This window comes from Sphingobium sp. LMC3-1-1.1 (genome assembly GCF_040676285.1).
In the GTDB taxonomy this organism is placed as follows: Bacteria; Pseudomonadota; Alphaproteobacteria; order Sphingomonadales; family Sphingomonadaceae; genus Sphingobium.
In genome coordinates this window covers 1-24,968 of sequence record NZ_JBEGHQ010000004.1, presented here as the reverse complement: position 1 = coordinate 24,968, position 24,968 = coordinate 1, and the positions used below count along the sequence as shown (strand labels likewise).

Below are 24,968 nucleotides of genomic sequence, written 5' to 3'. Positions count from 1 at the left end.
CGGCCACCCCATCCGTTTTGAATCAGTTCTTTACGAAAGCGGCGTTGATCTCGAGCTCGACGTCGTCTGCTACGGCCGGCGCGGCCATTGCGACGCCGAAGTCGCTGCGCTTGATATTGCCGGTCGCGCTGAATCCCACGTTGAGCGCGTTGTTGGCCATGGGGTTACTGCCGGCGCCAAGAAAACGCGCGTTCAGGGTGACGGGCTTGGTGACATCCTTGATCGTCAGGTTGCCGACGATAACGGCAGCATTCTTTCCGGACGGCTTAATCGAAGTCGACACGAAGCGGGCGGTGCCGAACTTCGCCGTATCGAAGAAGTCGGCGCTGTTGAGATGCTTGGTGAACCCTGGAGCGGTCGTGCTCAGTTGCTTCATGTCGAACGTAACCTCAACCTTCGACGCCGCGACCTTCGCAGGATCCAGGGACAGCGACCCTCCCGAAGCTCCGAATTGGCCCTGCAGCATGCTGAAGCCGAGATGGTTCAGCTTCCAGGTGACCTGGGTGTGTGCAGGATCCACCGAATAGGCTCCCGCTGTCGCCCGCGATGGGTCTGGGGTACCCGGCACCTGACCGGACAGCGCCGTTGGCGCGGCGGACAGCGCAAGCAAGATCAATCGAATGTTCATCAGGCGATCCAGTCCATCAAATTTTCTCGGTAACCTAACGAAGTGACAAGCTCCGAAAAGTCCCATTCACCCGCTTCCGTGGTGTTTCCTGAAGGTAAAGCGGTGATGAGCAGGCACCGCGCCCACTTCGTCGACAGCGCCGGCCATGCGACTTAGTCCGGAAAGTTAAGAAAGGGGGGACTCACCCAAGCCCGCGTCCGGGACGGATGAGGCTGCACTCCTGTCAAAATGCAGCCTCATCCACGGAGATCGAGCCGTGACCGCTACGAAGAGCTGCCCGTGCAATTAGAACCGGACGGTGGCCTGAAGGCCCCACTCACGCGGACGGGCGGGATTCTCCACGCGAGCACCGGCGGTGAAGCCGCCAGCATAATCCACCCCTCCCGTCAGATAGTACTCGTTCGTAAGGTTCGTGACGAACAATGCCGCTGACCACATCTCGTCAGCAGAGTCGAACTGCAGTCGCGAGTTGACCAGGTGATAGGAAGGCATCTCGACGGAGTCCGAGATCGTCACCGCGCTGCGTTGCCTATCGGTGTAGGTGTAATCGCCCGACAGAGTGATCTTCTGGCCACCTTTCAAGGGAAGGACGTACCGCCCACCGACCGAAATCTTGTACTTAGGCGTCCGCTGAAGTTCCGTATCGCGGGTCAGGTTCGGCAGGGTGACGACCGGCCCGAGCACGCCTTCGGGATAGGCCGAATAGGTGAGCGCGGGCACTCGGGTGTATTCAGCGTCCAAGTAGGAGCCGGCGAAGTTGAAGGACAGGCGGTCGGTAGCTATCAGTTGGCCTTCCAGTTCCACGCCGCGGATGCGTGCGTCGCCAGCGTTGGCCGTCGCAAGTATGATCTGGCCGGCAGTGGGAATCAGCAGGTTGAACTGGATGCTCTTCCAATCCGTCTGGAACACCGTAGGGTTGAGGCGCAGTCGGCGATCGAACAGGTCGAGGCGCGCGCCCGCCTCATAGGTCCAAGCCGTCTCTGGACCGAACCCAAGCCCGTTTCCGGGGAGCCGTGCATCCGCAGTGAACCCTCCCGCGCGGAAGCCGCGCGATGCCTTCGCGTAGAAGAGGGCACGCTCGGTAGCCTGGAAGTTAATGCCGATCAGTGGCGATGTGTTCTTGAACATTGAGGATCCCGGTGCCGTGCCTTCGACGAAGTCGGTGCTCGTCTCCTTCGAGTAGCGCAGGCCGCCGGTGACCGAGAGGGCTTCGGTGAAGTTGAAGGTTGCCTGGCCGTAGACCGCCTTCGACTCCACGTTGCTGCGGCTCGCTGGATCAAGCGGGAAGGCATCCAGACCAATTGAAAGGATGCCGGACTGTGACCTGCTCCTGCTGTCGTAGTAGTAGACGCCGGTTGTCCACTTCAGACGTTCATCGAGCGCCGATCCGCTCGCCTGGAACTCCTGCGTAAATACCTTGGCGGTGTTGTCGTCAGGCGTGACAGACACGAAGTTGAGGGGCGTGCTGTCGGTGTCGTAAGCTGTCGAGTTGTTCGCCTTGGTGTAGGCAGTGATTGACTTCAGGTGGAAGTTCTCCGTCACGTCGTAGTTCACTACGCCCTGATAGACCTCGAACTTCTGTCGCGCAAATTCCGGCGAACCAAACCCTGCGAAACTATAGCGCGACCGCGACAGATAGCGGTCGTCGTACGGTCGCGTCTCGCCGCCCAATGCTCCGAGGCCGATGAACAGGGCGTTGGGATTGATCGCGGTCACGCGGATCGCTTGACCGTTGCTCCGCTGACGAAAGAAGTCGCCCTTGAGATCGACCGTCAGGCTCTCCATCGGCTCCCAGCGTCCTTGGACGCGGATTTGGCTGTAGCGCTCAGCTCCGCGATAGATCTGGTTGAATTCGTCAAGTACGTAACCGTCCTTCCTCTGCGACGCGCCGGTAAGGCGCACGGCAAGCGTCCGGGTCACGGGAAGGTTGATCGCGCCCTGGATGTCCGCACGATCGTAGCGTCCGACGGTCCCGTCGACGTATCCGCCGAACTCCTGCGTGGGCTTGTTGGTGATGAACTGGACGGCACCGGCGATGGTGTTGCGGCCGAACAGCGTCCCCTGCGGACCGCGGAGCACTTCAATGCGCTCGACGTCGATAAGTCTGAGGAGATTGCCCGCCGAGGAGGAGAAGTAAACGTCGTCGACGTAGATGCCGACCGCCGCCGAAGAGCTGCCGTTAACTCCCATGCCGCGGATCGCATAGCCGCCGCTCGTCGCCTGGCCGGACGTGTTTCCGACGGACAGACTGGGCGTGAAGGAGTTGAGGTCCAGCAGGCTGCGCGCGCCGCGCTCCTGCAAAGCCTCGGTCGTCAGCGCGGTCACGGCGATCGGCGTCCGCTGGATGTTGGTGGACGTGCGGGTGGCGGTGACGAAGATGTCCTGCAACCCGCCCGAGTTCTCATCCACTTCGGCCTGAGTACCCTGCGCCGCCGGTGGCTCTGCAGGCGCCGCCTGCGCCCAAGCCGTTTGCGAAGCGCAGACTAGCGCCGCGCTCGCAACCCCCGCCATTAGGGTACGACGAACCATGAACTGCACCATCTCTTTCCCCCTTGCCTTCAGCGCGTCCGTAAGGATGCGGCCAATCAGATCGTGCTTCTCGCAACCTCTGGTGGGGAACCGGTAGTCTCGCAGACCCTCGCGGAGAGGGTGTCAAATTGACACCTTATGGGAGGCGATCATCACCAAGCAAGCTCGCTCGGGCGGATGGCGGTTGTTTCGCCTCTCTTTCAGGCGGTTGTTCGACGCATGCCAGCAGTGCCTGTCCCGTGTGCAGCGTTGATGCCGCACTCGCCTGCAAATCAGCAGCATGCCACTGCACTCGGAGAGTGCCGGCGCGTCGGAATGGAAGCGCCAGTTGTATCCTGCGGTGGAAAAGGTACAAGCCCCAGACCCCTCGGCCTCGCTCCTGGTGCTCTGCGGACAACACCCGCTCGCACTTTGACACCTTTGCCGGAGGCTAGTTTCGATCAGTCTGACGAGCTTGGGGTTGGAGGCTTCAAGTCAGTTGGGGGTAGGTAGAATGGTTGGTGAGCAATCCATGTGCGGCAATCACGCGCTTCTCGGAACAGCTTCGGCGCTTGCTATTCTCGCTGCGGCGATGTGCTCCGGAACCGCTGACGCGCAGGCGGCCCCAGACGAGACGGTGGCACCGGGCAACGATATCATCGTGACGGCGACACGGAGTGCTTCATCGATCTCCAAGGTCCCAGTCAGTATCGCGGCGGTCACGCAGGAGCAGATCAACAGGACGGGCGTGCGCGAATTCGCCGACCTGATCCGCCTCACTCCGGGCGTCAACCTGACGAGCACCAGTTCCGGCTCGAACCAGATCGCGATCCGCGGCATATCCTCTGCCGCCGGAGCATCCACCACCGGCGTCTACATCGACGACGTTCCCATTCAGGTGCGCAGTCTCGGCTACTCCGCCGGCACATATTTCCCGGTCTTGTTCGACCTCGAGCGGGTCGAGGTGCTCCGCGGTCCCCAGGGAACCCTGTTCGGATCCGGATCGCAGGGGGGAACCATCCGCTTCATCCAGCCGACACCGTCGTTCAACGACTTCCAATTCCGCGCGCGGGCCGAGTTCGGCGACATCGATGGCGGCGGTCAGAGCTACGAGTTCGGAGCGGCGGTCGGTGGGCCGATCGTCGACGACAAGATCGCCTTCCGCGCAGCCGGGTACTTCCGTCGTCAGGGGGGCTTCATCGATCGCATCGCCGGCACCCCTATCGTGGCAACAAGCGGCGGCCAGCCGGTTGTGGACGGCTCGCTTGGCCCGGACGGGCTGCGCCTCGAGGGTGCCAGGACCGTCTACGAGGATTCCAACTGGACCGAGACCATCGCCGGACGCTTCGCGCTGGCGTTCAACGTGACCGAAAATCTCGTGGTGACAGGATCTTTCAATGTCGAGGACCAGACGCTCCACGATGCTACGAATACGGTGTGGGTCAGCGCCTCACGACCGGGCCGAGGTGTCTACGCCGCTCCAGTCTTCGCGGCGGGCTCGACCACGCAGCTCCTGAACGATCCGAATGATCCCGGGAATCCCGCTACGGGCCAGCCCTTCCTCACGGGATTGGAGGCTCCGCTCTATGACAAGGGCTCGGACCGGCTCTACCTTCCATATGTGACCGTCGACTGGTCCAACGATGCGGTCCAGCTGATCTCAACGACGGCGTGGCTGGCCCGCAACCACAGCCAGTGGGTCGAGGCCACGAGCAGCTACGGCTACTCGTTCCTCGGCTTCGCAGCGCCACGCGTCGGCGATTCTGCGCGCGACATCCTCACCGACCGTCAGCGCAACTTCACGCAGGAGGTGCGGCTGCAATCCGCTAATCCGGACGCTCGTCTGCGCTGGGTCGTCGGGGGTTTCTACAGCAACAACCGCCAACGTTCGTACGAAGAGGACTATGTCAACTTCCTCGGGCGCGTGCCGTCCCTGTTCGGCGTCACCGCGGCGGACGGCCCCTATCCGGGCACCAGCGCGTTCCTCAACGCCTTCGGCGTACCGCTCGGACCGAACTCCCTCGTATACTCGGCAGAGTTCTCGTCCCGCGAACGGCAACTCGCCGCGTTCGGCCAGGTGGACTTCAAGATCGTGCCGCAAGTCACCCTCACGGTGGGTGGTCGCTACGCTTCCAACAAGGTCCGGTTCGACACTGTCCAGGGCGGTCCGCTCAATAACCTGAACGCCCCCTATGGAACGCCGTGTCCTGACGCGGCAGGCTGCACGCCGGGGCAGGGGGCGTTCGCGCCGGTGTTCCCGATCGAACGACAGTTCAACAACGAAAAGGTGTTCACCCCGAAGTTCGGTATCTCTTGGGAGCCGGACGACCGTAACTTGATCTACGCGACGGCGTCGAAGGGCTTCAGACCCGGCGGCGCGCAGGTCCGTGTTCCGCCGGTTTGCGGGGGGGATCTCACTAGCCTTGGCTACGTGGATGCCAACGGCAACCCGGCATCACCCACGTCGTACGAGTCGGACACGGTCTGGAACTACGAAGTCGGTTCGAAGAATCGAATGCTCGGCGGCAAACTGCGGTTCGACGGAAGCATCTACCTCATCAAGTGGGACAAGATCCAAACGCAGCTGCAGCTGCCGACTTGCGGCTATCTATTCGTGGACAACCTCGGTTCGGCAAAGTCACGAGGCTTCGACGCGGCTGTGACATACAGTCCCATCCCGCAACTCGATCTCAGCGCGTCGGTCGGCTACAATCGCACAACGTTCAGCGAAGAAAGCCTTGTCTTCCAGAAGGGCGACTTCGTGCCGAATGCCGGATCCCCTTGGACGATCTACCTCTCGGGCGAATACCGTATCCCGATGCGCGGAAACGAAGGGTATCTGCGCAGCGACTTTACCTACACCAGCGCCCCTCGTCGGACCGGCAGGGTCGATCCCGACAGTCCCTTGTTCCAGCCGTTCGACACTCCACGGCCGAGCGTGAGCCTCGTCAACCTGCGGGCAGGCATGCGCTTCGATCGCGTCGACGTGTCGGTGTTCGTCAATAATGCGCTCAACTACAACCGTGCACAGGGCGTCGAGAAGTACGTCAACAGCCCATTGTACACGACCAGCTATCTCCGGCCCCGTACAGTCGGCGTCACCGCCTCGTACCGCCGATAGCTGCGGCAGGTACCGTGGTTGTGGTGCAGCGCATCCGCGCCACGATCAGTTCCGCAAGGCGGTTGCCGCTAGAGGGCTGACGGGGATTGTTTCGACGCAGAGGAATACGAATTCGAGATGAGCGAGAACGACAAGGTGAACTTCCGAAAAGCACGTGGCTTGCTCTCCCTGGCCCTCTTGCTGTCCCCGTCGAGCGTCCTAGCAGGCGGCGCCGACACGTGGAGCTACTTCGGTGGTTCTCACCGCTTTGACCGCTACTCCTCGCTTGCGAACATCAACCGAAGGAATGTCGATCGGCTGGCGGTCGTCTGGAACCGCCCGGGCGTCGACGAAGCGCTGCTGACCAAGTTTCCCGATCTGCAACCATCGCCCTATTTCCGGGGTACGCCGCTGATCCGGGATGGCATCCTCTACGCCCCTAATGGGGTGGGGCTGGTCGAAGCGTTCGACGCAGCGACCGGCAAGACCGTCTGGGTTCAGCAGCCGTTCAAGGCCACCTTCCGAGAAGCGGCCGGACAGAGCAGCCGGGGCGTTGATGTTTGGGGCACGGGAATAGAGGCGCGAGTTGTTTCGGTGCGCGGCGAATATCTCTACGCCTTGAACCTCAGCGATGGGAGTCCCGTGACGGGATTCGGCGAGGGCGGTCGTGTATCGCTAAACCGTAACACGCCGGATGGCGCGGTATACTTCAACTTCAATGGCCCAATCGTAGTGGGCGACGTGATCGTGGTCGGTGGGAACGGCGGCGGCAAGGTCGGCGTAGGCTATGGCGACAGCGGCAACGAAAAGGAGGCCCTGCCCGAGAACATCCGCGGCTACGACGTTCGCACGGGCAAGCTAGTTTGGACATTCAAGGTCATCCCTGACCGGGGCATGCCAGGCGGCGATAGCTGGGGAGGAGCCGAGGCCTACTCGGGCAACATGGCCGCCTGGGCGCCGATCACCGCGGATGACGAAACCGGCCTTGTCTATGTACCTCTGTCGGCGCCGACTAACCCCAACTACGGCGGCCACCGCCCCGGCGACAACCTCTACTCGAACAGCTTGGTCGCCCTGGACGCCAAGACAGGTCGAAAAATCTGGCACTATCAGACCGTTCATCACGATCTCTGGGACTTCGACAACGTTTCACCGCCGGTGCTCGCCGACTTCAAGACTGGCGGACGCACGGTCAAGGCAGTGATCCAAGCCAACAAGACAGGTTATATTTTCGTGCTCGACCGCGCGACCGGAAAGCCGGTGTGGCCGATCAACGAACGCCCCGTACCGCCAAGCACCGTGCCTGGGGAGCACGCCTCGCCCACGCAGCCATTTCCATCGCGTCCGGAGCCGGTCGACCGGATCGGCCTCGCCGATGACGACCTCATTGACTTCACTCCAGCGCTTCGCGAGGAGGCCATGCGAATACGCGACCAATACGTGCATGGTCCGCTCTTCACGCCGCCGACGGTGAACGCGAAGGATCGTCCGGGCACGAAGGGTACAATTTCCTCCCCTGGTGATATCGGCTCGATCGGCTGGAACACCGGGGCGTTCGATCCCGAGACGGGCCTCTATTATGCGGTGTCCATGACCGCGCCTGGCGTGGTCGGAGTGAGCAAGACGACGGATCCGAAGGCGACCATAGACTACAGCTGGGACGTCGGCTTCTCGGGATCGCCGCCACCGGGCAATCCGTACGGCATCGGTCCGCGAAACGAGTTGCCGCTCACCAAGCCGCCCTACGGCCGGATCACGGCGATCGACATGAAGGTCGGCAGACAAGTCTGGATGGCGGCGAACGGGGAGGGGCCGCGCAACCACCCGCTGCTCGCGGGGCTACAGCTGCCGCCGCTCGGATATCCTGGCAGGCCGGCAGCGCTCGTGACGAAATCGCTGCTCTTCGTCGGGGAGGGGAGCGATGCGGTGTTCGGCGGGTCCGGCGTTTCGGGGGAGTCCGTGTTCCGCGCCTATGACAAGGCGACGGGAAAGGTGGTCGGCGAGATCAAGCTGCCCGCAGGAACGACAGGCGGACCCATCACCTATCAAGTCAAAGGAAGGCAGATGATAGTAGTACCCATCGGCAACAGCAAGGTCGGAGGCCGTTGGGTCGCCTTGGCCGTGAACGAGGTGCCGGCACGATGAGCAGCGCACGCAGAGCCGGCACACTTGACGAGCGACGGCGGATCTCGGGATTGCGAGTAGCATGCGGGTCCGTCCTGGCGGCGCCCTTTCTGATCGCATCGGCGCCCAGCGGTCCAGCATCTCCTGCGTCCGATACTCGGGCCGTCGCAGTCCAGATCGCCACCGGCAAGAAGGTGTTCGGGGAAGTCTGCGCCGCCTGTCACGGCATGGATCAGGGCCAGCCGAGCGACGCCCATTCAGCAAGCCTGAAGGGACAGCGTTTTCTCACCTCCTGGAGCGGCAAGCCAGCCAGGGCGCTCTATGGGCGGATCCTCAGCACGATGCCACAGAACGATCCCGGCTCGCTCGAAGCAGAAACCGTTCTCAACCTAACTGCCTACATCCTGGCCGAGAATGGGCAAGCGCTGCCGAATGCCGGGGTCAAGGAACCGAGCGAGCTGAGCAGCATCACGATCGGTCAGTAATTTTTGTCGAAGCCCGCGGCAAGCGCTGCAACGCAGTAGAACGAGTGCAGACGAACGGACGCCGCAGCTGTCGCCGCGCAATGATCATCAAAGGATTGGAGTTAGCATGCAGTTGAGTCTCCCTCGTCGTGCCATGGATCTCGTCAAGTCGAACGCTGCTGGCCTCGCGCTTGCGTTCGCCAGCGCCGTCGCTTTGTCCACGGTCTCCGCACAGGCCGCTCCCGCGGATGGGGAGGCGCTCTTCAAAGGGCGTTGCCAAATGTGCCACACGCACAAGGTGGACGGGAAGAATGGCGTGGGTCCCGCCCTCTACGGCATCGCAAAGCGTCCTGCGGCCTCGGTGCCGGCCTTCAACTATTCCGCCGCGCTGAAGAACTCGAAGCTGGTCTGGACCGAAGCCGTCCTCGACAAGTTCCTGCTGGCGCCGAGCAAGATGGTACCCGGCACGCGGATGGTCACGGCTGTGCCGTCCGCCACCGAGCGCAAGGCGGTCATCGCCTATCTTCTCAGCGCGAAATAGGCGGGGCGAGGGGGGCTCGTTGGCGGTAGGGCCTCAGCGGCGCGTGAAGAAGAGAAGGCTGGCCTTCGTCGTTTCGCGTCGATCATCCACAGTGTAGCCAGTGCTGGCAAGCGCGCGGCCACCTGCGGTCAGCTCGCGTCGAAGAAGCCCGCCCTCGCTGCCCGCTGCCAACGCCGCTCCCGCGTGGTCTCGCTGATCTTGTTCAGGATGACCGGCGCGGTTGCCGGCGGCGCGGCGTGCTCCCATCTTTCCGAAGCGGTGATCTTGAAGCACAGGAAGCACTCCTGGATCCTCTCTCAGGGTTCCTGTCAGAAGGCGGCGAGAGTGAAGCCGATGAGACGACCACACACGACCACCATGATCCAGAACAACAGCGAAATGCCGCCAGCCATCCTCGCCGCCAGCGGAAGCGTGGCGCTGCGATCCCAGCGATCTCGGCCGCGCCAGGTGATGCTCTGGAACAGCAGCATGTTGAGCCCCGCCAGGACGAGGCAGACCATCTTTGCGATGAAGTAGGTGTTGACAGCATAGGCAGTGGCTCTGCTGACGAAGAGCAGGCTCCCCGTGGCGACTGCCACCATGAACGCGATCCAGACGTAGGGCAGCGTCTCATCGGAGACCGCCGAGACCGCCGACCCGTTGGACGCCAGGCCGAGAAGGCGAAGATCCATGATCGCGATCGAGCCGACGACCGTGACTATCGCCAGGACGTGGAGCGACTCGACTGTCGGGAACGCCCAAGCCGATTCGGCTAGAAACGTCGCCAAGGAAGACGCTTCGAGCGTCTGCCACAAAGATTCCAATGCCATCGACAATCCTCTCAAGTCGGCGCGTAAGCAATCCAGCGTCCAGCGAAAATGATTGCGCACCACAGCAGGAGTATCGCCGCTGAGGTGAGCCGGACTGAAGTTCGACGCGCGTGCGTGGCTTCCCAATCCTTGACGTTGAGCCGCACCGTCCGCGCCTGGAAGGCCAGAGTCACCCCGATCATCGAGATCACGAGGACCATCTTGATCCAGAAGGCCGCATTGAGGAGCTCGCGGGTTGGCTCGGCAATGATCATCCCGAGTCCGCTGATGACCAGGACGAGCAAAGCCCACCAGATCCACGGCGCGAACCGCGCGACGGTGTCGCCCATCGTTCGGTCGACCCCGCTGATCCTCAGGATGCGCATGTTGATCATGAGCACAGATCCGAAAGCAGCCGCGATCGCAAGGATGTGCGCGACCTGAAGCGCCGGGACCGCCCAGAAGTTGCTGCTGATCGACTGGCTGAGGGAGGTCGCGGCAATCCGATCCGCCAGATCCAAAGCCGGAGTGGTCCGCAGATACTGGCTCAAATCATACAACAGGTCACCGAAGGTGGACATGTGCTTCCTTCACTGCTGGCACTTCAACTCCGTGAAGCTGTGTCGTCCTTACTCTCGATAGCTTCTGCTGCCGCCAAGCCTCGCTCGTCAGACTGAGCGAAACTGGCCTCCGGCAAAGGTGTCAAAGTGCGATCGGGCGTTGTTCGCAGAGCACCAGGAGCGAGGCCGAGGGGGCTGGCTTGCACCTTTTCCACCGCAGGATACAACTGGCGCTTCCATTCCGACGCGCCGGCGCTCTCCGAGTGCAGTGGCATGCTGCTGATTTGCAGGCGAGTGCGGCATCAACGCTGCACACGGGACAGGCGCTGCTGGCATGCGTCGACAGCCGATGGTTCATCATACCCTGATCGCGGGGGTGCGAGCGCGGCGCCAGTTTGCGCTTCGCAAGCGACTTCCCCTTTTCCTAACTTTCCGGACTAAGTCCCATGGCCGGCGCTGTCGACGAAGTGGATCGCGGTGCCTGCTCATCACCGCTTTACCTTCAGGAAACACCACGGAAGCGGGTGAATGGGACTTTTCGGGGCTTGTCACTTCGTTAGGTTGCCGAGAACATTCGATGGACTGGACTGCCTGATGAACATTCGATTGATCTTGCTCGCGCTCTCCGATCGGGTGCCGGGCGCCCACCTCATTGCAGGTGACAGCGGGAGTCTATTCACTGGATCCTGCGAAGGTCGTGGCGTCGAAGGTTGAGGTTACGTTCGACATGAAGCAACTGAGCACGACCGCTCCAGGGTTCACCAAGCATCTCAACGGCGCCGACTTCTTCGATACGGCAAAGTTCGGCACCGCGCGCTTCGTGTCGACTTCGATTAAGCCGTCCGGAAAGAATGCTGCCGTTATCGTCGGCAACCTGACGATCAAGAACGTCACCAAGCCCGTCACCCTGAACGCGCGTTTTCTTGGCGCCGGCAGTAGCCCCATGGCCAACAACGCGCTCAACGTGGGATTCAGCGCGACCGGCAATATCAAGCGCAGCGACTTCGGCGTCGCAATTACCGGATGGATCGGGCGAAAGCGGGTATGGGACCGCTCAGCCGCGAAATTCACTCCCGATCGATGAAGGGATAGTCAATGCCGTGCGCGCAACACCGCTATGGCCTGGTATCGATCGCGCTTCACTGGTCGATCGCGGTCCTCATCATCGCCATGTATCCGCTCGCCTGGTGGATGACCCGTGCGATCAACGAGCCCGAGACCCAGGCGAACGCGTTCGAGGCTTACCAGGTGCATAAGTCGGTCGGACTGACGATCCTCGTCTTGAGCGTCATCCGTGTCGTGTGGCGCCTGTTGCATCGGGCACCGCCGCGTCCCCAGGAGATGTCGCGTTGGGAGAGGTGGGGCGCTCGCCTCTCCCACGTCCTCCTCTATGTACTGATAGTTGGGCTGCCGCTGAGCGGCTGGATCTACGTGTCGGCCGGCTGGAACCGCGCGATGGGAGCGGCCTTCGCAATCCCGACGCTGTGGTTCAACCAGTTCGAATGGCCGCACATCGGATTCGTCGCTAGCTTGTCCGAGGCGCGGCGCGCAGTCGTGGCCGACGTCTCCATGAATGCGCACGAGCTGCTCGGCTGGAGCGGTATCCTGCTGGTGGCCGTCCACGTGGCCGCCGCACTCAAGCATCACCTCGTCGATCGTGATGACGTGCTCGCCGGCATGGCTCCCTGGGTGCGCCCTCGCCACATACCTCAGGCAAGAAAGGAAACCCGCCAATGATCTCGCCTCGTCTTCTGATCTGCGTCGCAGCGTTTGCGACCCCGGCCGTAGCCGCAGCACCAGCGTGGCGGGTGTCGCCGCAGGAAGGCCGCGTCTCCTTCGCGGGGACCCAGTCCGGGAAGCCGTTTCAGGGTCGCTTCGACCAGTGGAAGGCGCAGATCGCCTTCGATCCCGCAGACCTGGTGGGTTCAAAGGCTGTGGTGGTGTTTGCTACCGCGTCCGCAAAGACGGGCGATCGCTTTCAAGAGACGACCTTGGCAGGCGCGGAATGGTTCAACTCCGCCGCATTTCCTACTGCCACCTACACGACAAGCAGGATCCGCGCCTCCGGGCCGGGAAAGTACGTGGCGGACGGAGTGTTGCAGATCAAGGGTCGGAAGGTTCCGGTGCAACTCCCCTTTACCTTGGCGATCAACGGAAACAAGGCCACGATGTCGGGCGACCTCGCACTCGACCGGGCGGCGGTCGACATCGGAATGAAATCCGATCCAACCGGCGCCTGGGTCAGCAAAGTTGTCCGAGTGCAGGTGAGGCTCACGGCCCAACGCTGACGGGAGTCTCGCCCGAAGTCTCTGGGCAGAGATCCATCACCGCAAGAATCTGAGAGGTCGTCATGGAAAAAGACCCGCGCGCGTTCGTGTCTGAACGGCCGATGGCGCCGATCCAGATCGCGGCGGTGGTGCTGTGCGTCGTCCTGAACGCGCTCGACGGTTTTGACGTGCTGTCGATCAGCTTTGCCTCTCCCGGCGTCGCTGCCGAGTGGGGGATCGACCGCGCGGCACTCGGCATCGTGCTGTCGATGGAGCTGATCGGCATGGCGGCCGGCTCGGTCGTGCTCGGCAGTCTCGCCGACCGGTGGGGCCGGCGGCCGATCGTGCTCTTCTGCCTGACGGTCATGGCGGCGGGCATGGGGCTCGCGGCTGTAGCCCCGGATGTCGGCACCTTATCGGCTTACCGACTCATCACAGGGCTTGGCATCGGTGGCATGCTGGCCACGACGAATGCGGTGGTTGCAGAGTTTGCCAACGCGCGTCGCCGCCAACTGGCGGTAGCGCTCATGGCGGGCGGCTATCCGTTGGGGGCGATCGTTGGCGGCTCGATCTCCTCTCTGCTTCTGCTGGATGGAGGAGATTGGCGCGCGATCTTCGTGTTCGGAGCGATAGTGGCGACAGTGCTGATTCCTGTCGTCTGGCTTTTTCTTCCGGAGACTGTCGCCTTTCTGGTCGAGAGGCGCCCCACGCGGGCACTCGAGAGGACGAACGCCGTTCTGAGGAGGATTGGAGCAGACAAGGTCGGTGCGCTTCCCGAAATTGACGCGGCCGGTGCGCGCCCAGGCGTGGCAGCGTTGTTCCAGCCGGCGCTCGCCCGGACGACTGTCCTGCTCACCTTTGCCTACTTCGCGCACGTTATGACCTTCTACTTCATCCTGAAGTGGATCCCGAAGATCGTTGTCGACATGGGCTTTGAGCCGGCGCGGGCAGGTAGCGTGCTGGTTTGGGCGAACGTCGGTGGTGCGCTCGGCGCTCTTGCCTTGAGCCTCCTGACGCAGCGATATGCGGTGCGAAGTCTGGTTGTAGGTGCGATGTTGCTCGCTGCGGTGCTCGTCACTCTGTTCGGACGGGGGCAGAGTGATCTGGCCGGCCTGTCGCTGATGGCGGGCGCCGCCGGCTTCTTCACGAATGCCGCGATCGTGGGCCTCTACGCGGTTTTCGCGCAATCCTTCCCCACGGCAGTCCGCGCAGGGGGAACGGGTTTCGTGGTCGGTATCGGGCGCGGCGGCTCCGCTCTGGGGCCGATTCTGGCTGGATACCTCTTCCAGACAGGCGTCGGACTCCAGGGCGTGGCGGTCGCGATGGCGATGGGTTCCCTCCTCGGCGCCCTTGCTCTGCTCTCGCTGCGTGCGCCGGCGACGTCTCCTTCAACTTGACGGGCGGGCTTCCCTGGTCGACCGCAGGCGCTGCGAGCCGATGATGACCGCGATTACCTTCCAGCCCATGCATGTGGTGATCGCCGAGGAGTGAGGCCCTCCAGCCGCCAAAGCTGTGGAATGCCATCGGCGGCACTGGGATCGGCAGGTTGAATCGGCACGCGTGGTGAGGGCCTGCATGCCGCCGACATTTGAGGTCGGTTACGTCTGGCTCGGGTCGGCCGTGGTGTCACTCCGACACCGCATGGTTTGCGATTGAAGACTTTCGTGCACCGGGCTGCGCGGGCATGATCCGCCGATGACTGGTCCGATCGATCGCTGCGCGTGATAGAAGCTGAGTGGCACAGGCGCGGATTCATGGTGCTGGCGGCCTCGGCCGCCGTTGCCGCATGTTCTCGTTCGGTGCTCGACGCCCGACAGCTGCGGATCGGATCGTCGCCGACTGGGGTGCCGTTCAGCTTCGTCGACCCGTGGTCCAACGAACTGACTGGGTCGATGGTTGACACTGCCGCTCTCGTAGCCAGGGCGATTGGGCGGGTTCCCGATCTGCGGATCACCTCCTTCGGCGCGCTGATTCCGTCGTTGACGGCAGGCAAGATCGACCTGATCGCGGCCGCCATGCTGCGCACGCCCGAGCGCGAGGCCGTGGTGTCCTTCAGCAGTCCGGTCTACTCCTACTCAGGTGCGCTGGTCGTGCCGGTGGCGTCCGAACGCACCTATCCTTCTCTCGTCTCCCTGAGAGGTCTGCGCGTCGGTGCGCAGATCGGCACCCGGTTCGTAGACCAGCTGCGCTCGGCCGGTGTGATCGATGTCTCGACCTATGACGGACTAAGCGACATCTTGCGTGATCTCGGCTTGGGTAGAATCGACGTCGGTTACGGCGATCAGCCCATCCTCGCCTATCAGCTGCGAGTGGGTCCGAAGCGGCCGGTGCGGCTGGCTGAGGAATTCGCGGCACCGGCCGGCGAGGCGCTGTGCCTGGTCATACGTAAGGGCGATCCACTGCTGGCGCACGTTGATCTGGCGATAGAACGCATGCGAGCCTCCGCCATTCCGGAGATCAACCGACGTTGGGGATTGGAGGCGTCCTGATGGCCGAATTCCTTAGCGACGCAGTTCTCTACCTTCCAGTCCTGCTGAAGGGCTTGGCCATGACCATTGTGCTGAGCCTATGCGCCTTGAGCTTCAGCGTCGCCCTCGGGCTCCTGCTCGCGCTTGGAGGGATGAGCCGCTTGGCCGCGCTGCGCGCCCCGGCACGCATCTTCGTCAACATAATTCGGGGCATCCCCATCATTGTGCAGCTGTTCTGCGTCTATTTCGTGCTGCCCGAGGTCGGTATCGAGCTGGAGCCGTTCTCGGCCGGGGTGGTCGGGCTCGGTATCGCCTATTCGGTCTACCAGGCGGAAAATTTCAGGTCGGGTTTCCAGTCCGTAGATCCCCAGACCATCGAAGCCGCACGCTCGCTCGGGATGACTGATCGAAATGTGTTCCATCGCGTGACGCTGCCGCTCGGCGTACGCACCGCGCTTCCGCCGTTCGGAAACACCGCTGTGATGCTGCTCAAGGATTCTTCGATAGCTTCGACGATCACCATCGCCGAGCTCACCCGCGCCGGCCAGCTGCTGGCGATCTCGACCTTCAAGAACGGCACGATCTACCTGCTCGTCGCGTTGCTTTATCTCGCGGCCAGCCTGCCTCTCGCCGCCGCTGTCCGTCACCTCGAACGTCGAATGGGCCGGCGATGATAGAGTTGAACGGCGTCGGTAAGGCATTCGGTTCTCACGTCGTTCTCCGCAACGTGAGCTTCTCCGCCGCTCGGGGGGAGGTCACCTGTCTGCTTGGGCCGTCTGGCTCCGGCAAGTCGACCGTGCTGCGCTGCATCAATGGACTCGAACGCCACGATGCGGGCGAAATCCGGGTCGACGGAGATCTTGTTTCGGACGCAACGTTGCTCCCCGTTCGCCGCAAGGCCGCTATGGTGTTCCAGCGGTTCAACCTGTTCCCGCACCGCACTGTCCTCGAGAATGTCGTGGAAGGTCCCGTGCAGGTTCTACGTCGCCCGATCGCACAGGCGGAGGCGGAAGCTTTGACACTGCTGGAGCGCGTTGGCATGGCCGACTTCGCTCGAGCCTATCCCGCCAAGCTCTCAGGCGGTCAGCAGCAACGGGTCGGCATCGCACGCGCTTTGGCTATGCGGCCGAGCATCATACTGTTCGACGAGCCGACCTCCGCCCTCGATCCGGAGCGGGTCGGAGAGGTCCTGCAGGTGATGCGTGGCTTGGCCGTCGAAGGCATGACCATGATCGTCGTCACGCACGAGATCGCCTTCGCGCGGGAGGTCGGCGATCGCGCGATCTTCATGGACGGAGGTGTGGTCGTCGAACAGGGCGCGGCCCGGGATGTGCTGACCGCTCCCCGCGCCGAGCGGACGAGGCGTTTCCTGGATCGTGTGCTCAATCCGCTCTGAGGCCTGAGATGTAATGATGCGTCTGCAGCGGCAGCGGAGCCGATTGAAACTTCCTCATAACCTTCGCAGCGCCGATACGATGCGCGGAACACGGCAGGAACGTCAATGAAACCGATCCATTTCTCGTTGAGCCGACTCGTTCGCGAACTTCCACGCTTCGCTCCGGTGCCCGAACCGATCGGCTCGGCCGAGAGCGCCGGAGTTTGGGACGTCCTCGAGCCCACTCGCAAGATATTCTTTCTCTTCGAGCAAGGCGGATCAGGGTCATGACCGAGCTGCGCGATCCACGCCTCGCGGCTCAGTCGATGGCGCAGGTGAGCTACTGGCTGGAGACCTGCGGCGAGGATCTTGTCGCTCGCTCCCGGCTGGCCGGCGACCGCGTCGTTGATGTCGCCATCCTCGGTGGCGGGTTCTCCGGCCTCTGGACAGCCTATCATCTATTGCGGGCGAGACCCGATCTCGAAGTTGCGATCGTGGAGCGCGAGGTGTGTGGATATGGCGCCTCTGGCCGCAACGGCGGCTGGTGTTCGCCACGCTTTCCGTTGGAGCCAGCGGCGCTGATCTCGAGGTTCGGTATCGATGGAGCACGGGCAATCCTGAAGTCGGTCGAGGCAGCCGCTGCTTACGTCGGGGAAATCTGCGAGCGCGAGGGGATCGACGCCCACTATCGCACGACCGGAGTGCTAAGCCTCGCGCGTAGTCCGAAGCAGGCCGCTTCGCTCTCCAATACGCTTGCGACCTTCGCCAGACTGGGAATGGACGGTCCGCTGCGCCTCCTTAGTGCAGGCGAGGCGTTCGAGCGAGTGCACGCCACCAACATCCATGCTGGCCTTTCCACCTCGATCGGTGCTGCCGTTCATCCGGGCCGGCTGGCGCGGGGACTAGCGCGCGTCGTGGAACGGCTTGGCGGTACGATTTACGAGGGAACGGCTGCAACCGAGCTGCGCACGGGAGCAGATGCGGCCATCGTCACGGCCGCAGGTGACCTGTCCGCGAGACTGGCCGTGGTGGCGGCAGGCGAGGCGTATCTCACCGGACTCCCCCGCTTCCATCGAAGCCTGCTGCCCATGTCGTCGATGATCGTGCTCACCGAACCACTAAGCGAGAGTTTGTGGAGCGAGCTCGGGTGGCAAGGCGGTGAATGTCTCAGTTCGCTGGCGCATACCAAGAACTATCTGACCCGCACCGCTGATGGTCGCATCCTGTATGGTAGTCGAGGCGCCAACTACCGGTTCGGATCGCGAATGGACGACGCTGCCATTCGGGACGAGACGGTGTTCGAGTGGATGCGCGGATGCGTTCGGGAATGGTGGCCGGCACTTGAAGGCGTTAGATTTACCCATGCCTGGGGCGGCTACCTGGGCATACCGCGCGACTGGATGCCCACGGTGACGTTCGATCGACAGAGTCGGTTGGCGCAATTGCACGGCTACACGGGACGCGGAGTTGCGACCAGCAGCCTGTTCGGGAAACTTCTGGGCGGATTAATCACCGATCAGTGTACCGGTTTGGAAAAGCTGCCGTTCCATCGCAGTGAAGGCAAGCGGTGGGAGCCCGAGCCTTTTCGCTGGCTTGGCGTTCGATACGTGCAGAACGCGTTTTCACGGATCGACGAAGCCGATGCGGCCGGTCGCGCGCCGCCGTTCGATGCGTCGATCGCAGCAGCTCTGGGCGATCCATGAGGATGAAGGCGATGATCACGGCTGCGAGGCCGATCAAGGCTATCGCGCTGCCCGATCCGACGAACAGACCGCGCCGATGGTCCCCCCGATTGCGATCATCGAGACGTGCCTGTTCTTCAGCGAGCGGCCGCGCCTCGTGAATGCTGGGGGTCGAGCTCCGCTTCAGCTAGAAGAGCATCGCTTTGTCGGAATGACGCCATCGGTGACGATCTTCTACACTCGGCATGGATGCAACCTTACACATCGAGATTCAGGCTTTCGGCGACAACCCGGTTCATCATGCGCCCCTGGTGCACGTTCAATCCCGCCCGCAACGCGGGATTCTCCAGGCATGCTTCGTAGCCGCCGTCGGCGAGGGCGAGGCCGTATGGAAGCGTAGCATTGTTCAGCGCGTGACTGGACGTCATCGGGACCGCGCCGGGCATGTTCGCGACGCAGTAGTGGATGATGCCGTCGACCTCGTAGGTCGGATCGGCATGAGTGGTAGGACGGCTCGTCTCGAAACAACCCCCTTGATCGATTGCGACATCAACCAATACGCGACCCGGGCGGAGTAGTTTGAGCATATCGCGGGTGACGAGTTGCGGCGCCGTCGCGCCCGTCACGAGCACCGCTCCTATCACGGCATCGGCGACCACCAGTTCATCTTCGATTGCGGCGATGCTGGAGAACCGAGTCTTCACTCGACCACCGAACATGTCGTCGAGCTGCCTCAGGCGCGGAAGCGAACGATCGATGATCGTGATGTCAGCGCCGAGTCCTGCTCCCATGCGCGCCGCGTGGCTGCCCACCACGCCGCCGCCGAGCACGACTACCCGGGCCGGCGGAACGCCCGGGACGCCGCCGAGCAGGATGCCGGGCCCTCCGGCGAAGCGACGGAGCGCAGCCCCCGCCGCCTCGATCGACAATCTGCCGGCGACTTCGCTCATCGGCGCGAGCAGCGGCAGACCGCCCCCCGGCTCGGAGACCGTCTCATAGGCGACGGCGGTGCAGCCGGAAGCCAGCAGTCCGCGAGCCTGCTCGGGATCTGGCGCGAGATGCAGATAGGTGAAGAGTATCTGCCCCTCTCTAAGCTGCTCCCACTCTACTCGCTGCGGCTCCTTCACCTTCACGATCATGTCAGCTGACCTGAACACCTGCGCGGCATCGGCGGCAATCTCAGCACCCGCGTTCTCGTATTCGGTGTCGGTCGTGCCGATACCGGCGCCGGCGCCCGTCTCTACCAAGACCCGATGCCCTCGCGCAGCGTATTCGCGAACGGCCGCCGGAGTGAGGCCGACCCGATACTCGTGCGTCTTGATTTCCTTAGGTACACCGACGATCATCATGGGCTCCATTGTTCCCAGCACTCATCGACAAAAGGTTCGCGACCAGAAAGTTGCGAACACCATCCCAGGTGGTGTATGATAGCCACCAGGTTACATCGTGTCGCACAGGTTACATCATGTCGCGCGAGTGGGCTGACCGAACGGCGGGATCGGGAGTTTGGATTTAGGTGAACCACAAGTTGCTACCGCCGCTGGCGGCATTGCGGGCGTTCGAGGCCGTGGGTCGGCTTGGGGGCGTAAGGAAGGCCGGCAAGGAACTGGAGATTGATCATGCGGTCATTAGTCGGCACATTCGAACGCTTGAGAGCCTGATCGGGAAGAACCTGCTCGTGCGAGAGCCGACTGGTTATCAGTTGACGGATGACGGCCAAGTCTATCATCAGGAGATCTACAAGGCGCTGACGACCATCGCCACCGCCACCGCCCGGCTGACCGAGACCACCGAGCGCAAGAAGCTTCGGATCTGGTGCATTCCCGGATTCGCCTCTCTCTGGCTCTCTGATCGTCTGGGCGATTTCATCAAGCACCATCCCTCTATCGACCTAGACTTCAGGCCAGCGGACGCCAGCCCGGATTTCCGCTCGAAGGAGGTCGACGGGGATATACGCTACCTTCGCCGATGGGAGGAGGCGGCCGTGCCGAAGGTTGCCTACAAGCTCGAGTTCGCGCGCCCCCTCGTCTTTCCAGTGGCGAGCCCCGGCTACGTGGCAAACATGAAGCCGCTGGAGAGCGTCGAGGAGTTGCTGTCCTACACCTTGCTCCACGAGGACAACGATCTGGAATGGCGCCACTGGCTCGAGGCTCAGGGCATGACGATATCCGATGAACTTCCGGGGCCGCGCCTTTGGCACGCTCATCTGACGCTGAACGCTGCCCGTCAGGATCGTGGGATAGTCCTAGCCAATCCGATGCTGCTCGGCGACGAGCTGGCCGATGGACGCCTCGTGAGGGTCGAGTTGGCGCAGGGGGACTTCGTACCCGTACGGTTCGGCGGCTATACGCTCTTGGCCCGCGAGGATCGCTGGAGCACGCCTGCCTTGGCGATATTCCGGCGATGGCTGCGACGAACCGCCGACGCCTATGAGGCGGGTGACTTCAGCCAGCTGTGATCATCGACGACGGAGTGACCCTTCGGGATCGGCGCGGATGATCGCCATGGGTTCGGTGTCTATTCAGCACCTAGGGGGCGCATTTAGGCATCTTCCTCGCTGGAAGCTGCTTTGCGAACCGGAGATCAATGAGATGATGGATCGGAAGCACATTCGATGCGCTGGACTGATGCAGTGGAAGTGGGCCGCCTCCAGACGCCCGCAATTCTAATGCTGGCGCTGGTCGCGGCGACGCCCGCGTCTGCAGCAGCTCCGGCGAGTCCTCCGAGTTGCGCGATGGATCCATTGTACCGTCAATTGGACTTCACCCTCGGCACGTGGGATGTTTACGCGAACGGGAAGAAGGATGCCCGCGTGACCATGGAACGTGCCCTTGGTGGGTGCGCCATACATGAGCGGTGGGTGTCGATCTCTCGCAAACCTCGCAGCGGCAATGGACTAGGTTTGTTCACCTACTCGCGCCTGGTGAGCCGCTGGCTGTACCTATGGGCGGCGGATACCGCGTCCGCGACATCGTTCCTTGGGACGGAGCAGAGCAAGGACCGCGTGCTTTTCGTGACCGAGCGGCCGCTTGTCGGCGGTGGCGTCCGGCTACGACACTGGACGTTGTCGCGGGAGCCGGACGGAACCGTTCGCGAACTGTCTGTTGGGACCGAGGACCAAGGCCGGACTTGGACCACCGAATATGATCTGCGCTGGAGGCGATCGAGCAAATGAACACCACCCGTCCGGCGAATGGTTCGCCGATAGCCGACGATCGCGCATTGGGGATGGATCGAGCCATCACGCGCCGGGACTTCGTCAATGGCGCGGCCGTCGGGATTGCAGCCCTCGCCACCGCGACGGCCGGAGCAGCCGCCCCCTCCGCCTCCACGACTGGCGGGAAGGCCCCGCCGACGAACTACCCCCCCGCTCGGATGGGGATGCGCGGGAGTCATCCAGGAGCGTTCGAGGCGGCTCACGCGCTGCGCGACGGATCGCTCGATCCGGCAACCGCGGTGGACGTCGGCGAGACCTATGATCTCGTGATCGTCGGCGGAGGCCTGAGCGGATTGGCGGCCGCCCACTTCTTCATCAAGAGCGTCGGGCGCGATGTGCGTGTTCTGATCCTCGAGAACCACGACGATTTCGGTGGCCACGCCAGGCGGAACGAGTTTCGCGTGGATGGGCGGCTGCTCGTCACAAACGGCGGCGTGCTCGAGATCGAGTCGCCCGACCGGTACAATCGATGGGCTCGCAGCGTCCTTGATGATCTAGGGGTTGATCTACACCGCTACGAACAGGCGAACAGCGCGAATTACAAGCTCTACGACACGCTCGGCCTGCGCTCCGGGCACTTCTTCGATCGAGAGACGTGGAGGCGCGATCAGCTCGTTGTGCCACCTGCAGCATCCGACATGCGCGGCGGGCCGAGCCCGGACGCGATCGCGCGCAGTCCGCTGTCGGCGCGTGCCAAGGCTGACATGCTCCGGCTGCTTGCGCCCGATCAGCCCGATTATCTCGCCGGACGGAGCATCGCCGAGAAGAAGGCGCTGCTCGCCAAGACATCCTATCGAGATTATCTGCTGGAGATCGTCAAGATCGATCCGCAGGCCTTCTGGTACTTCCAGGGAGCTGGTCAGGGGACGTTCTGTGTCGGGGCTGACGCCTACCCCGCCCTGTTCGGCTGGGTTCAGGGCTATCCGGGCTTCTCCGGCCTGCAGCTTGGCCCGATCCCGGATGGCCTGTTCGAGAGCCTTCCCGGAGGCCATCATGGCCGCCAGAAGGAGTCAGGCTCCTCGGTCCATTTCCCCGACGGCAGCGCCACGCTCGCGCGGTTGCTCGTCGGTTCGCTGGTGCCGGGAGCCACCAAGGCAAGGACCCAGGAGGATCTAGGCACCGGCCTGATCGACTACGGAGCGCTGGATCGACCGGATCAGCCGGTTCGGATCCGTCTCAGCTCGACGGTGCTCAACGTTCGCCACGAAGGTAGTCCGGCCGCAGCGACGGAATGCATCGTCACATATGCTCGCAGCAACGATGCGGAAGCGAAGGGTTTGCAGCGTGTCCGCGCGCGCAATGTGATCATGGCCTGCTGGAACATGTTCATCCCGTATCTCGTGCCCGAGCTCCCGTCGCTTCAACGCGAGGCTCTCGCCTATGGAGTGAAGGGTCCGCTGGTCTATACCAACGTTGCCCTGCGCAACTGGCGTGCTTTCCAGAAGCTCGGCATACAGCGCGTTAGTTCCCAGACGATGTTCTTTCAGGACGTGTCGTTGGCGGAGTGCGTCGGTATCGGCGAGGTCGTTCCCCCGACTTCGCCGGACGAGCCCATCGTTGTTGCGATGAACAAGTACATGGCTGCGCCAGGTTTGCCGACGAAACGGGACCAGCATCGGGCCGGCCGCGCCGAGCTTCTTGCGATAAGCTTCGAGGAGTTCGAACGCCAGGCGAGAAGCCAGCTGGCACGTATCCTGGGGCCCGGAGGCTTCGATCCGGGTCGAGACATCGCCGGCATCACGGTCAATCGGTGGCCCCACGGTTATGCTTACACCTACAATAGCCTCTATGATCCCGTGGAGTGGGTGTTCTCGGAGGCGCCTGATCGACCGTGTGTCGTCGCCCGGCAGCCATTCGGTCTGATCTCGATCGCCAATTCAGATGCTGCTGCAAGTCCCCACACCGACGCTGCGTTCGAGGAGGCGCATCGCGCAGTGGGCGAGGTGATCGCGCAACGCACGTTCCCGTTTGCACGGCGGGCCTGATCCGCGGCCTTCACCGAATGCCTAGGTTGCCGGCGGCATCTTTCCGAAGCGGTGATCTTGAAGCACAGGAAGCACTTCCGGATCCTCTCTCAGGGTTCCTGTCAGAAGGCGGCGAGAGTGAAGCCGATGAGACGACCACACACGACCACCATGATCCAGAACAACAGCGAAATGCCGCCAGCCATCCTCGCCGCCAGCGGAAGCGTGGCGCTGCGATCCCAGCGATCTCGGCCGCGCCAGGTGATGCTCTGGAACAGCAGCATGTTGAGCCCCGCCAGGACGAGGCAGAGCATCTTTGCGATGAAGTAGGTGTTGACAGCGTAGGCAGTGGCTCTGCTGACGAAGAGCAGGCTCCCCGTGGCGACTGCCACCATGAACGCGATCCAGACGTAGGGCAGCGTCTCATCGGAGACCGCCGAGACCGCCGATCCGTTGGACGCCAGGCCGAGAAGGCGAAGATCCATGATCGCGATCGAGCCGACGACCGTGACTATCGCCAGGACGTGGAGCGACTCGACTGTCGGGAACGCCCAAGCCGATTCGGCTAGAAACGTCGCCAAGGAAGACGCTTCGAGCGTCTGCCACAAAGATTCCAATGCCATCGACAATCCTCTCAAGTCGGCGCGTAAGCAATCCAGCGTCCAGCGAAAATGATTGCGCACCACAGCAGGAGTATCGCCGCTGAGGTGAGCCGGACTGAAGTTCGACGCGCGTGCGTGGCTTCCCAATCCTTGACGTTGAGCCGCACCGTCCGCGCCTGGAAGGCCAGAGTCACCCCGATCATCGAGATCACGAGGACCATCTTGATCCAGAAGGCCGCATTGAGGAGCTCGCGGGTTGGCTCGGCAATGATCATCCCGAGTCCGCTGATGGCCAGGACGAGCAAAGCCCACCAGATCCACGGTGCGAACCGCGCGACGGTGTCGCCCATCGTTCGGTCGACCCCGCTGATCCTCAGGATGCGCATGTTGATCATGAGCACAGATCCGAAAGCAGCCGCGATCGCAAGGATGTGCGCGACCTGAAGCGCCGGGACCGCCCAGAAGTTGCTGCTGATCGACCGGCTGAGGGAGGTCGCGGCAATCCGATCCGCCAGATCCAAAGCCGGAGTGGTCCGCAGATACTGGCTCAAATGTAAGCGGTGTTTCCCACCCACCTTGCACGATGTGGTGATTGGGGCAGACGGTGGGCGGTATGGAAGCCCACAGCCTTACGAGCGCACTGGACACCCGCACTGGAGTTGGTCTGGAGCCTGTCCGCC

At 62.9% G+C, this 24,968-nt stretch carries 22 protein-coding genes; 14 read left to right on the top strand and 8 right to left on the bottom strand.

Annotation, left to right across the window (positions count from 1 at the left end; translation table 11 throughout):
- Positions 1-22 precede the first annotated feature (22 nt).
- Positions 23-628 carry a YceI family protein gene (locus MRBLMC3_RS07745; protein ID WP_363735906.1) on the bottom strand — a complete coding sequence of 202 codons (606 nt, stop codon included), beginning with the start codon at positions 626-628 and terminating at the stop codon, positions 23-25.
- 285 nt (positions 629-913) lie between these two features.
- The gene (locus MRBLMC3_RS07740) at positions 914-3,169 is read right to left on the bottom strand and encodes a TonB-dependent receptor (RefSeq protein ID WP_363735907.1); all 2,256 of its coding nucleotides are present in this window, start codon (positions 3,167-3,169) and stop codon (positions 914-916) included.
- Positions 3,170-3,650: 481 nt separating this feature from the next.
- On the opposite strand from MRBLMC3_RS07740, the gene MRBLMC3_RS07735 reads away from it, so the two are divergent.
- From MRBLMC3_RS07735 to MRBLMC3_RS07720, 4 genes are all read left to right on the top strand, one after another.
- A complete protein-coding gene (locus tag MRBLMC3_RS07735) occupies positions 3,651-6,257 on the top strand; it encodes a TonB-dependent receptor (protein WP_363827323.1) in 2,607 nt (868 codons plus the stop codon).
- 117 nt (positions 6,258-6,374) lie between these two features.
- Positions 6,375-8,381 (top strand): PQQ-binding-like beta-propeller repeat protein, encoded by a 2,007-nt coding sequence (locus MRBLMC3_RS07730; RefSeq protein WP_363755333.1) that lies wholly within the window; start codon positions 6,375-6,377, stop codon positions 8,379-8,381.
- Entirely contained in the window at positions 8,378-8,845 is a 468-nt protein-coding gene (locus tag MRBLMC3_RS07725; protein WP_363827322.1) for a c-type cytochrome, read from the top strand. The genes MRBLMC3_RS07730 and MRBLMC3_RS07725 overlap by 4 nt, the downstream gene beginning before the upstream one ends.
- A gap of 106 nt (positions 8,846-8,951) precedes the next feature.
- Positions 8,952-9,365: a c-type cytochrome gene (locus MRBLMC3_RS07720; RefSeq protein WP_363827320.1), complete on the top strand. Its 414-nt coding sequence runs from the start codon at positions 8,952-8,954 to the stop codon at positions 9,363-9,365.
- A 33-nt stretch (positions 9,366-9,398) separates the two neighbouring features.
- Here the strand turns inward: MRBLMC3_RS07720 and MRBLMC3_RS07715 are convergent, their stop codons facing one another.
- Genes MRBLMC3_RS07715 through MRBLMC3_RS07705 form a run of 3 tightly spaced genes read right to left on the bottom strand, consistent with a single transcriptional unit; the run spans position 9,399 to position 10,734 of the window.
- On the bottom strand, positions 9,399-9,638 hold the full coding sequence (locus MRBLMC3_RS07715) for a hypothetical protein (RefSeq protein WP_363735912.1): 240 nt from the start codon (positions 9,636-9,638) through the stop codon (positions 9,399-9,401).
- 35 nt (positions 9,639-9,673) lie between these two features.
- Positions 9,674-10,174 carry a DUF6644 family protein gene (locus tag MRBLMC3_RS07710; RefSeq protein ID WP_363735832.1) on the bottom strand — a complete coding sequence of 167 codons (501 nt, stop codon included), beginning with the start codon at positions 10,172-10,174 and terminating at the stop codon, positions 9,674-9,676.
- Positions 10,175-10,185: 11 nt separating this feature from the next.
- Positions 10,186-10,734 (bottom strand): DUF6644 family protein, encoded by a 549-nt coding sequence (locus MRBLMC3_RS07705; protein ID WP_363827318.1) that lies wholly within the window; start codon positions 10,732-10,734, stop codon positions 10,186-10,188.
- A 637-nt stretch (positions 10,735-11,371) separates the two neighbouring features.
- Between MRBLMC3_RS07705 and MRBLMC3_RS07700 the strand changes: the two genes are divergently transcribed.
- The 8 genes from MRBLMC3_RS07700 to MRBLMC3_RS07665 all read left to right on the top strand — a co-directional run bounded on the left by MRBLMC3_RS07700 (position 11,372) and on the right by MRBLMC3_RS07665 (position 18,526).
- Positions 11,372-11,797 carry a YceI family protein gene (locus MRBLMC3_RS07700; RefSeq protein ID WP_363827557.1) on the top strand — a complete coding sequence of 142 codons (426 nt, stop codon included), beginning with the start codon at positions 11,372-11,374 and terminating at the stop codon, positions 11,795-11,797.
- Between the two features lie 11 nt (positions 11,798-11,808).
- Complete coding sequence (locus MRBLMC3_RS07695; RefSeq protein WP_363827315.1) at positions 11,809-12,450, top strand: cytochrome b; 642 nt, start codon at positions 11,809-11,811, stop codon at positions 12,448-12,450.
- On the top strand, positions 12,447-13,001 hold the full coding sequence (locus MRBLMC3_RS07690) for a YceI family protein (RefSeq protein ID WP_363827313.1): 555 nt from the start codon (positions 12,447-12,449) through the stop codon (positions 12,999-13,001). The genes MRBLMC3_RS07695 and MRBLMC3_RS07690 overlap by 4 nt, the downstream gene beginning before the upstream one ends.
- 62 nt (positions 13,002-13,063) lie before the next feature.
- A complete protein-coding gene (locus MRBLMC3_RS07685; protein WP_363827308.1) occupies positions 13,064-14,377 on the top strand; it encodes an MFS transporter in 1,314 nt (437 codons plus the stop codon).
- 357 nt (positions 14,378-14,734) lie between these two features.
- A complete protein-coding gene (locus tag MRBLMC3_RS07680; RefSeq protein ID WP_363827306.1) occupies positions 14,735-15,469 on the top strand; it encodes a substrate-binding periplasmic protein in 735 nt (244 codons plus the stop codon).
- Positions 15,469-16,122: an amino acid ABC transporter permease gene (locus MRBLMC3_RS07675; RefSeq protein ID WP_363735837.1), complete on the top strand. Its 654-nt coding sequence runs from the start codon at positions 15,469-15,471 to the stop codon at positions 16,120-16,122. The genes MRBLMC3_RS07680 and MRBLMC3_RS07675 overlap by 1 nt, the downstream gene beginning before the upstream one ends.
- Complete coding sequence (locus MRBLMC3_RS07670; RefSeq protein WP_363827304.1) at positions 16,119-16,844, top strand: amino acid ABC transporter ATP-binding protein; 726 nt, start codon at positions 16,119-16,121, stop codon at positions 16,842-16,844. Before MRBLMC3_RS07675 ends, MRBLMC3_RS07670 begins: the two co-directional genes overlap by 4 nt.
- Before the next feature lie 266 nt (positions 16,845-17,110).
- Positions 17,111-18,526 carry an NAD(P)/FAD-dependent oxidoreductase gene (locus MRBLMC3_RS07665; protein WP_363827301.1) on the top strand — a complete coding sequence of 472 codons (1,416 nt, stop codon included), beginning with the start codon at positions 17,111-17,113 and terminating at the stop codon, positions 18,524-18,526.
- Positions 18,527-18,762: 236 nt separating this feature from the next.
- On the opposite strand, the gene ald is transcribed toward MRBLMC3_RS07665, so the two are convergent.
- Positions 18,763-19,851: an alanine dehydrogenase gene (gene ald / locus MRBLMC3_RS07660; RefSeq protein WP_363827554.1), complete on the bottom strand. Its 1,089-nt coding sequence runs from the start codon at positions 19,849-19,851 to the stop codon at positions 18,763-18,765.
- A 170-nt stretch (positions 19,852-20,021) separates the two neighbouring features.
- On the opposite strand from ald, the gene MRBLMC3_RS07655 reads away from it, so the two are divergent.
- Together MRBLMC3_RS07655 and MRBLMC3_RS07650 are read left to right on the top strand one after the other, a co-directional pair.
- A complete protein-coding gene (locus MRBLMC3_RS07655; RefSeq protein WP_363735834.1) occupies positions 20,022-20,963 on the top strand; it encodes a LysR substrate-binding domain-containing protein in 942 nt (313 codons plus the stop codon).
- A gap of 713 nt (positions 20,964-21,676) precedes the next feature.
- Positions 21,677-23,707 carry an NAD(P)/FAD-dependent oxidoreductase gene (locus MRBLMC3_RS07650; protein WP_363827299.1) on the top strand — a complete coding sequence of 677 codons (2,031 nt, stop codon included), beginning with the start codon at positions 21,677-21,679 and terminating at the stop codon, positions 23,705-23,707.
- A 101-nt stretch (positions 23,708-23,808) separates the two neighbouring features.
- On the opposite strand, the gene MRBLMC3_RS07645 is transcribed toward MRBLMC3_RS07650, so the two are convergent.
- Together MRBLMC3_RS07645 and MRBLMC3_RS07640 are read right to left on the bottom strand one after the other, a co-directional pair.
- Complete coding sequence (locus MRBLMC3_RS07645) at positions 23,809-24,309, bottom strand: DUF6644 family protein (RefSeq protein ID WP_363827297.1); 501 nt, start codon at positions 24,307-24,309, stop codon at positions 23,809-23,811.
- 11 nt (positions 24,310-24,320) lie between these two features.
- Positions 24,321-24,839, bottom strand: coding sequence for a DUF6644 family protein (locus MRBLMC3_RS07640; protein ID WP_363827294.1), 519 nt, complete (start codon positions 24,837-24,839; stop codon positions 24,321-24,323).
- Positions 24,840-24,968 lie beyond the last annotated feature (129 nt).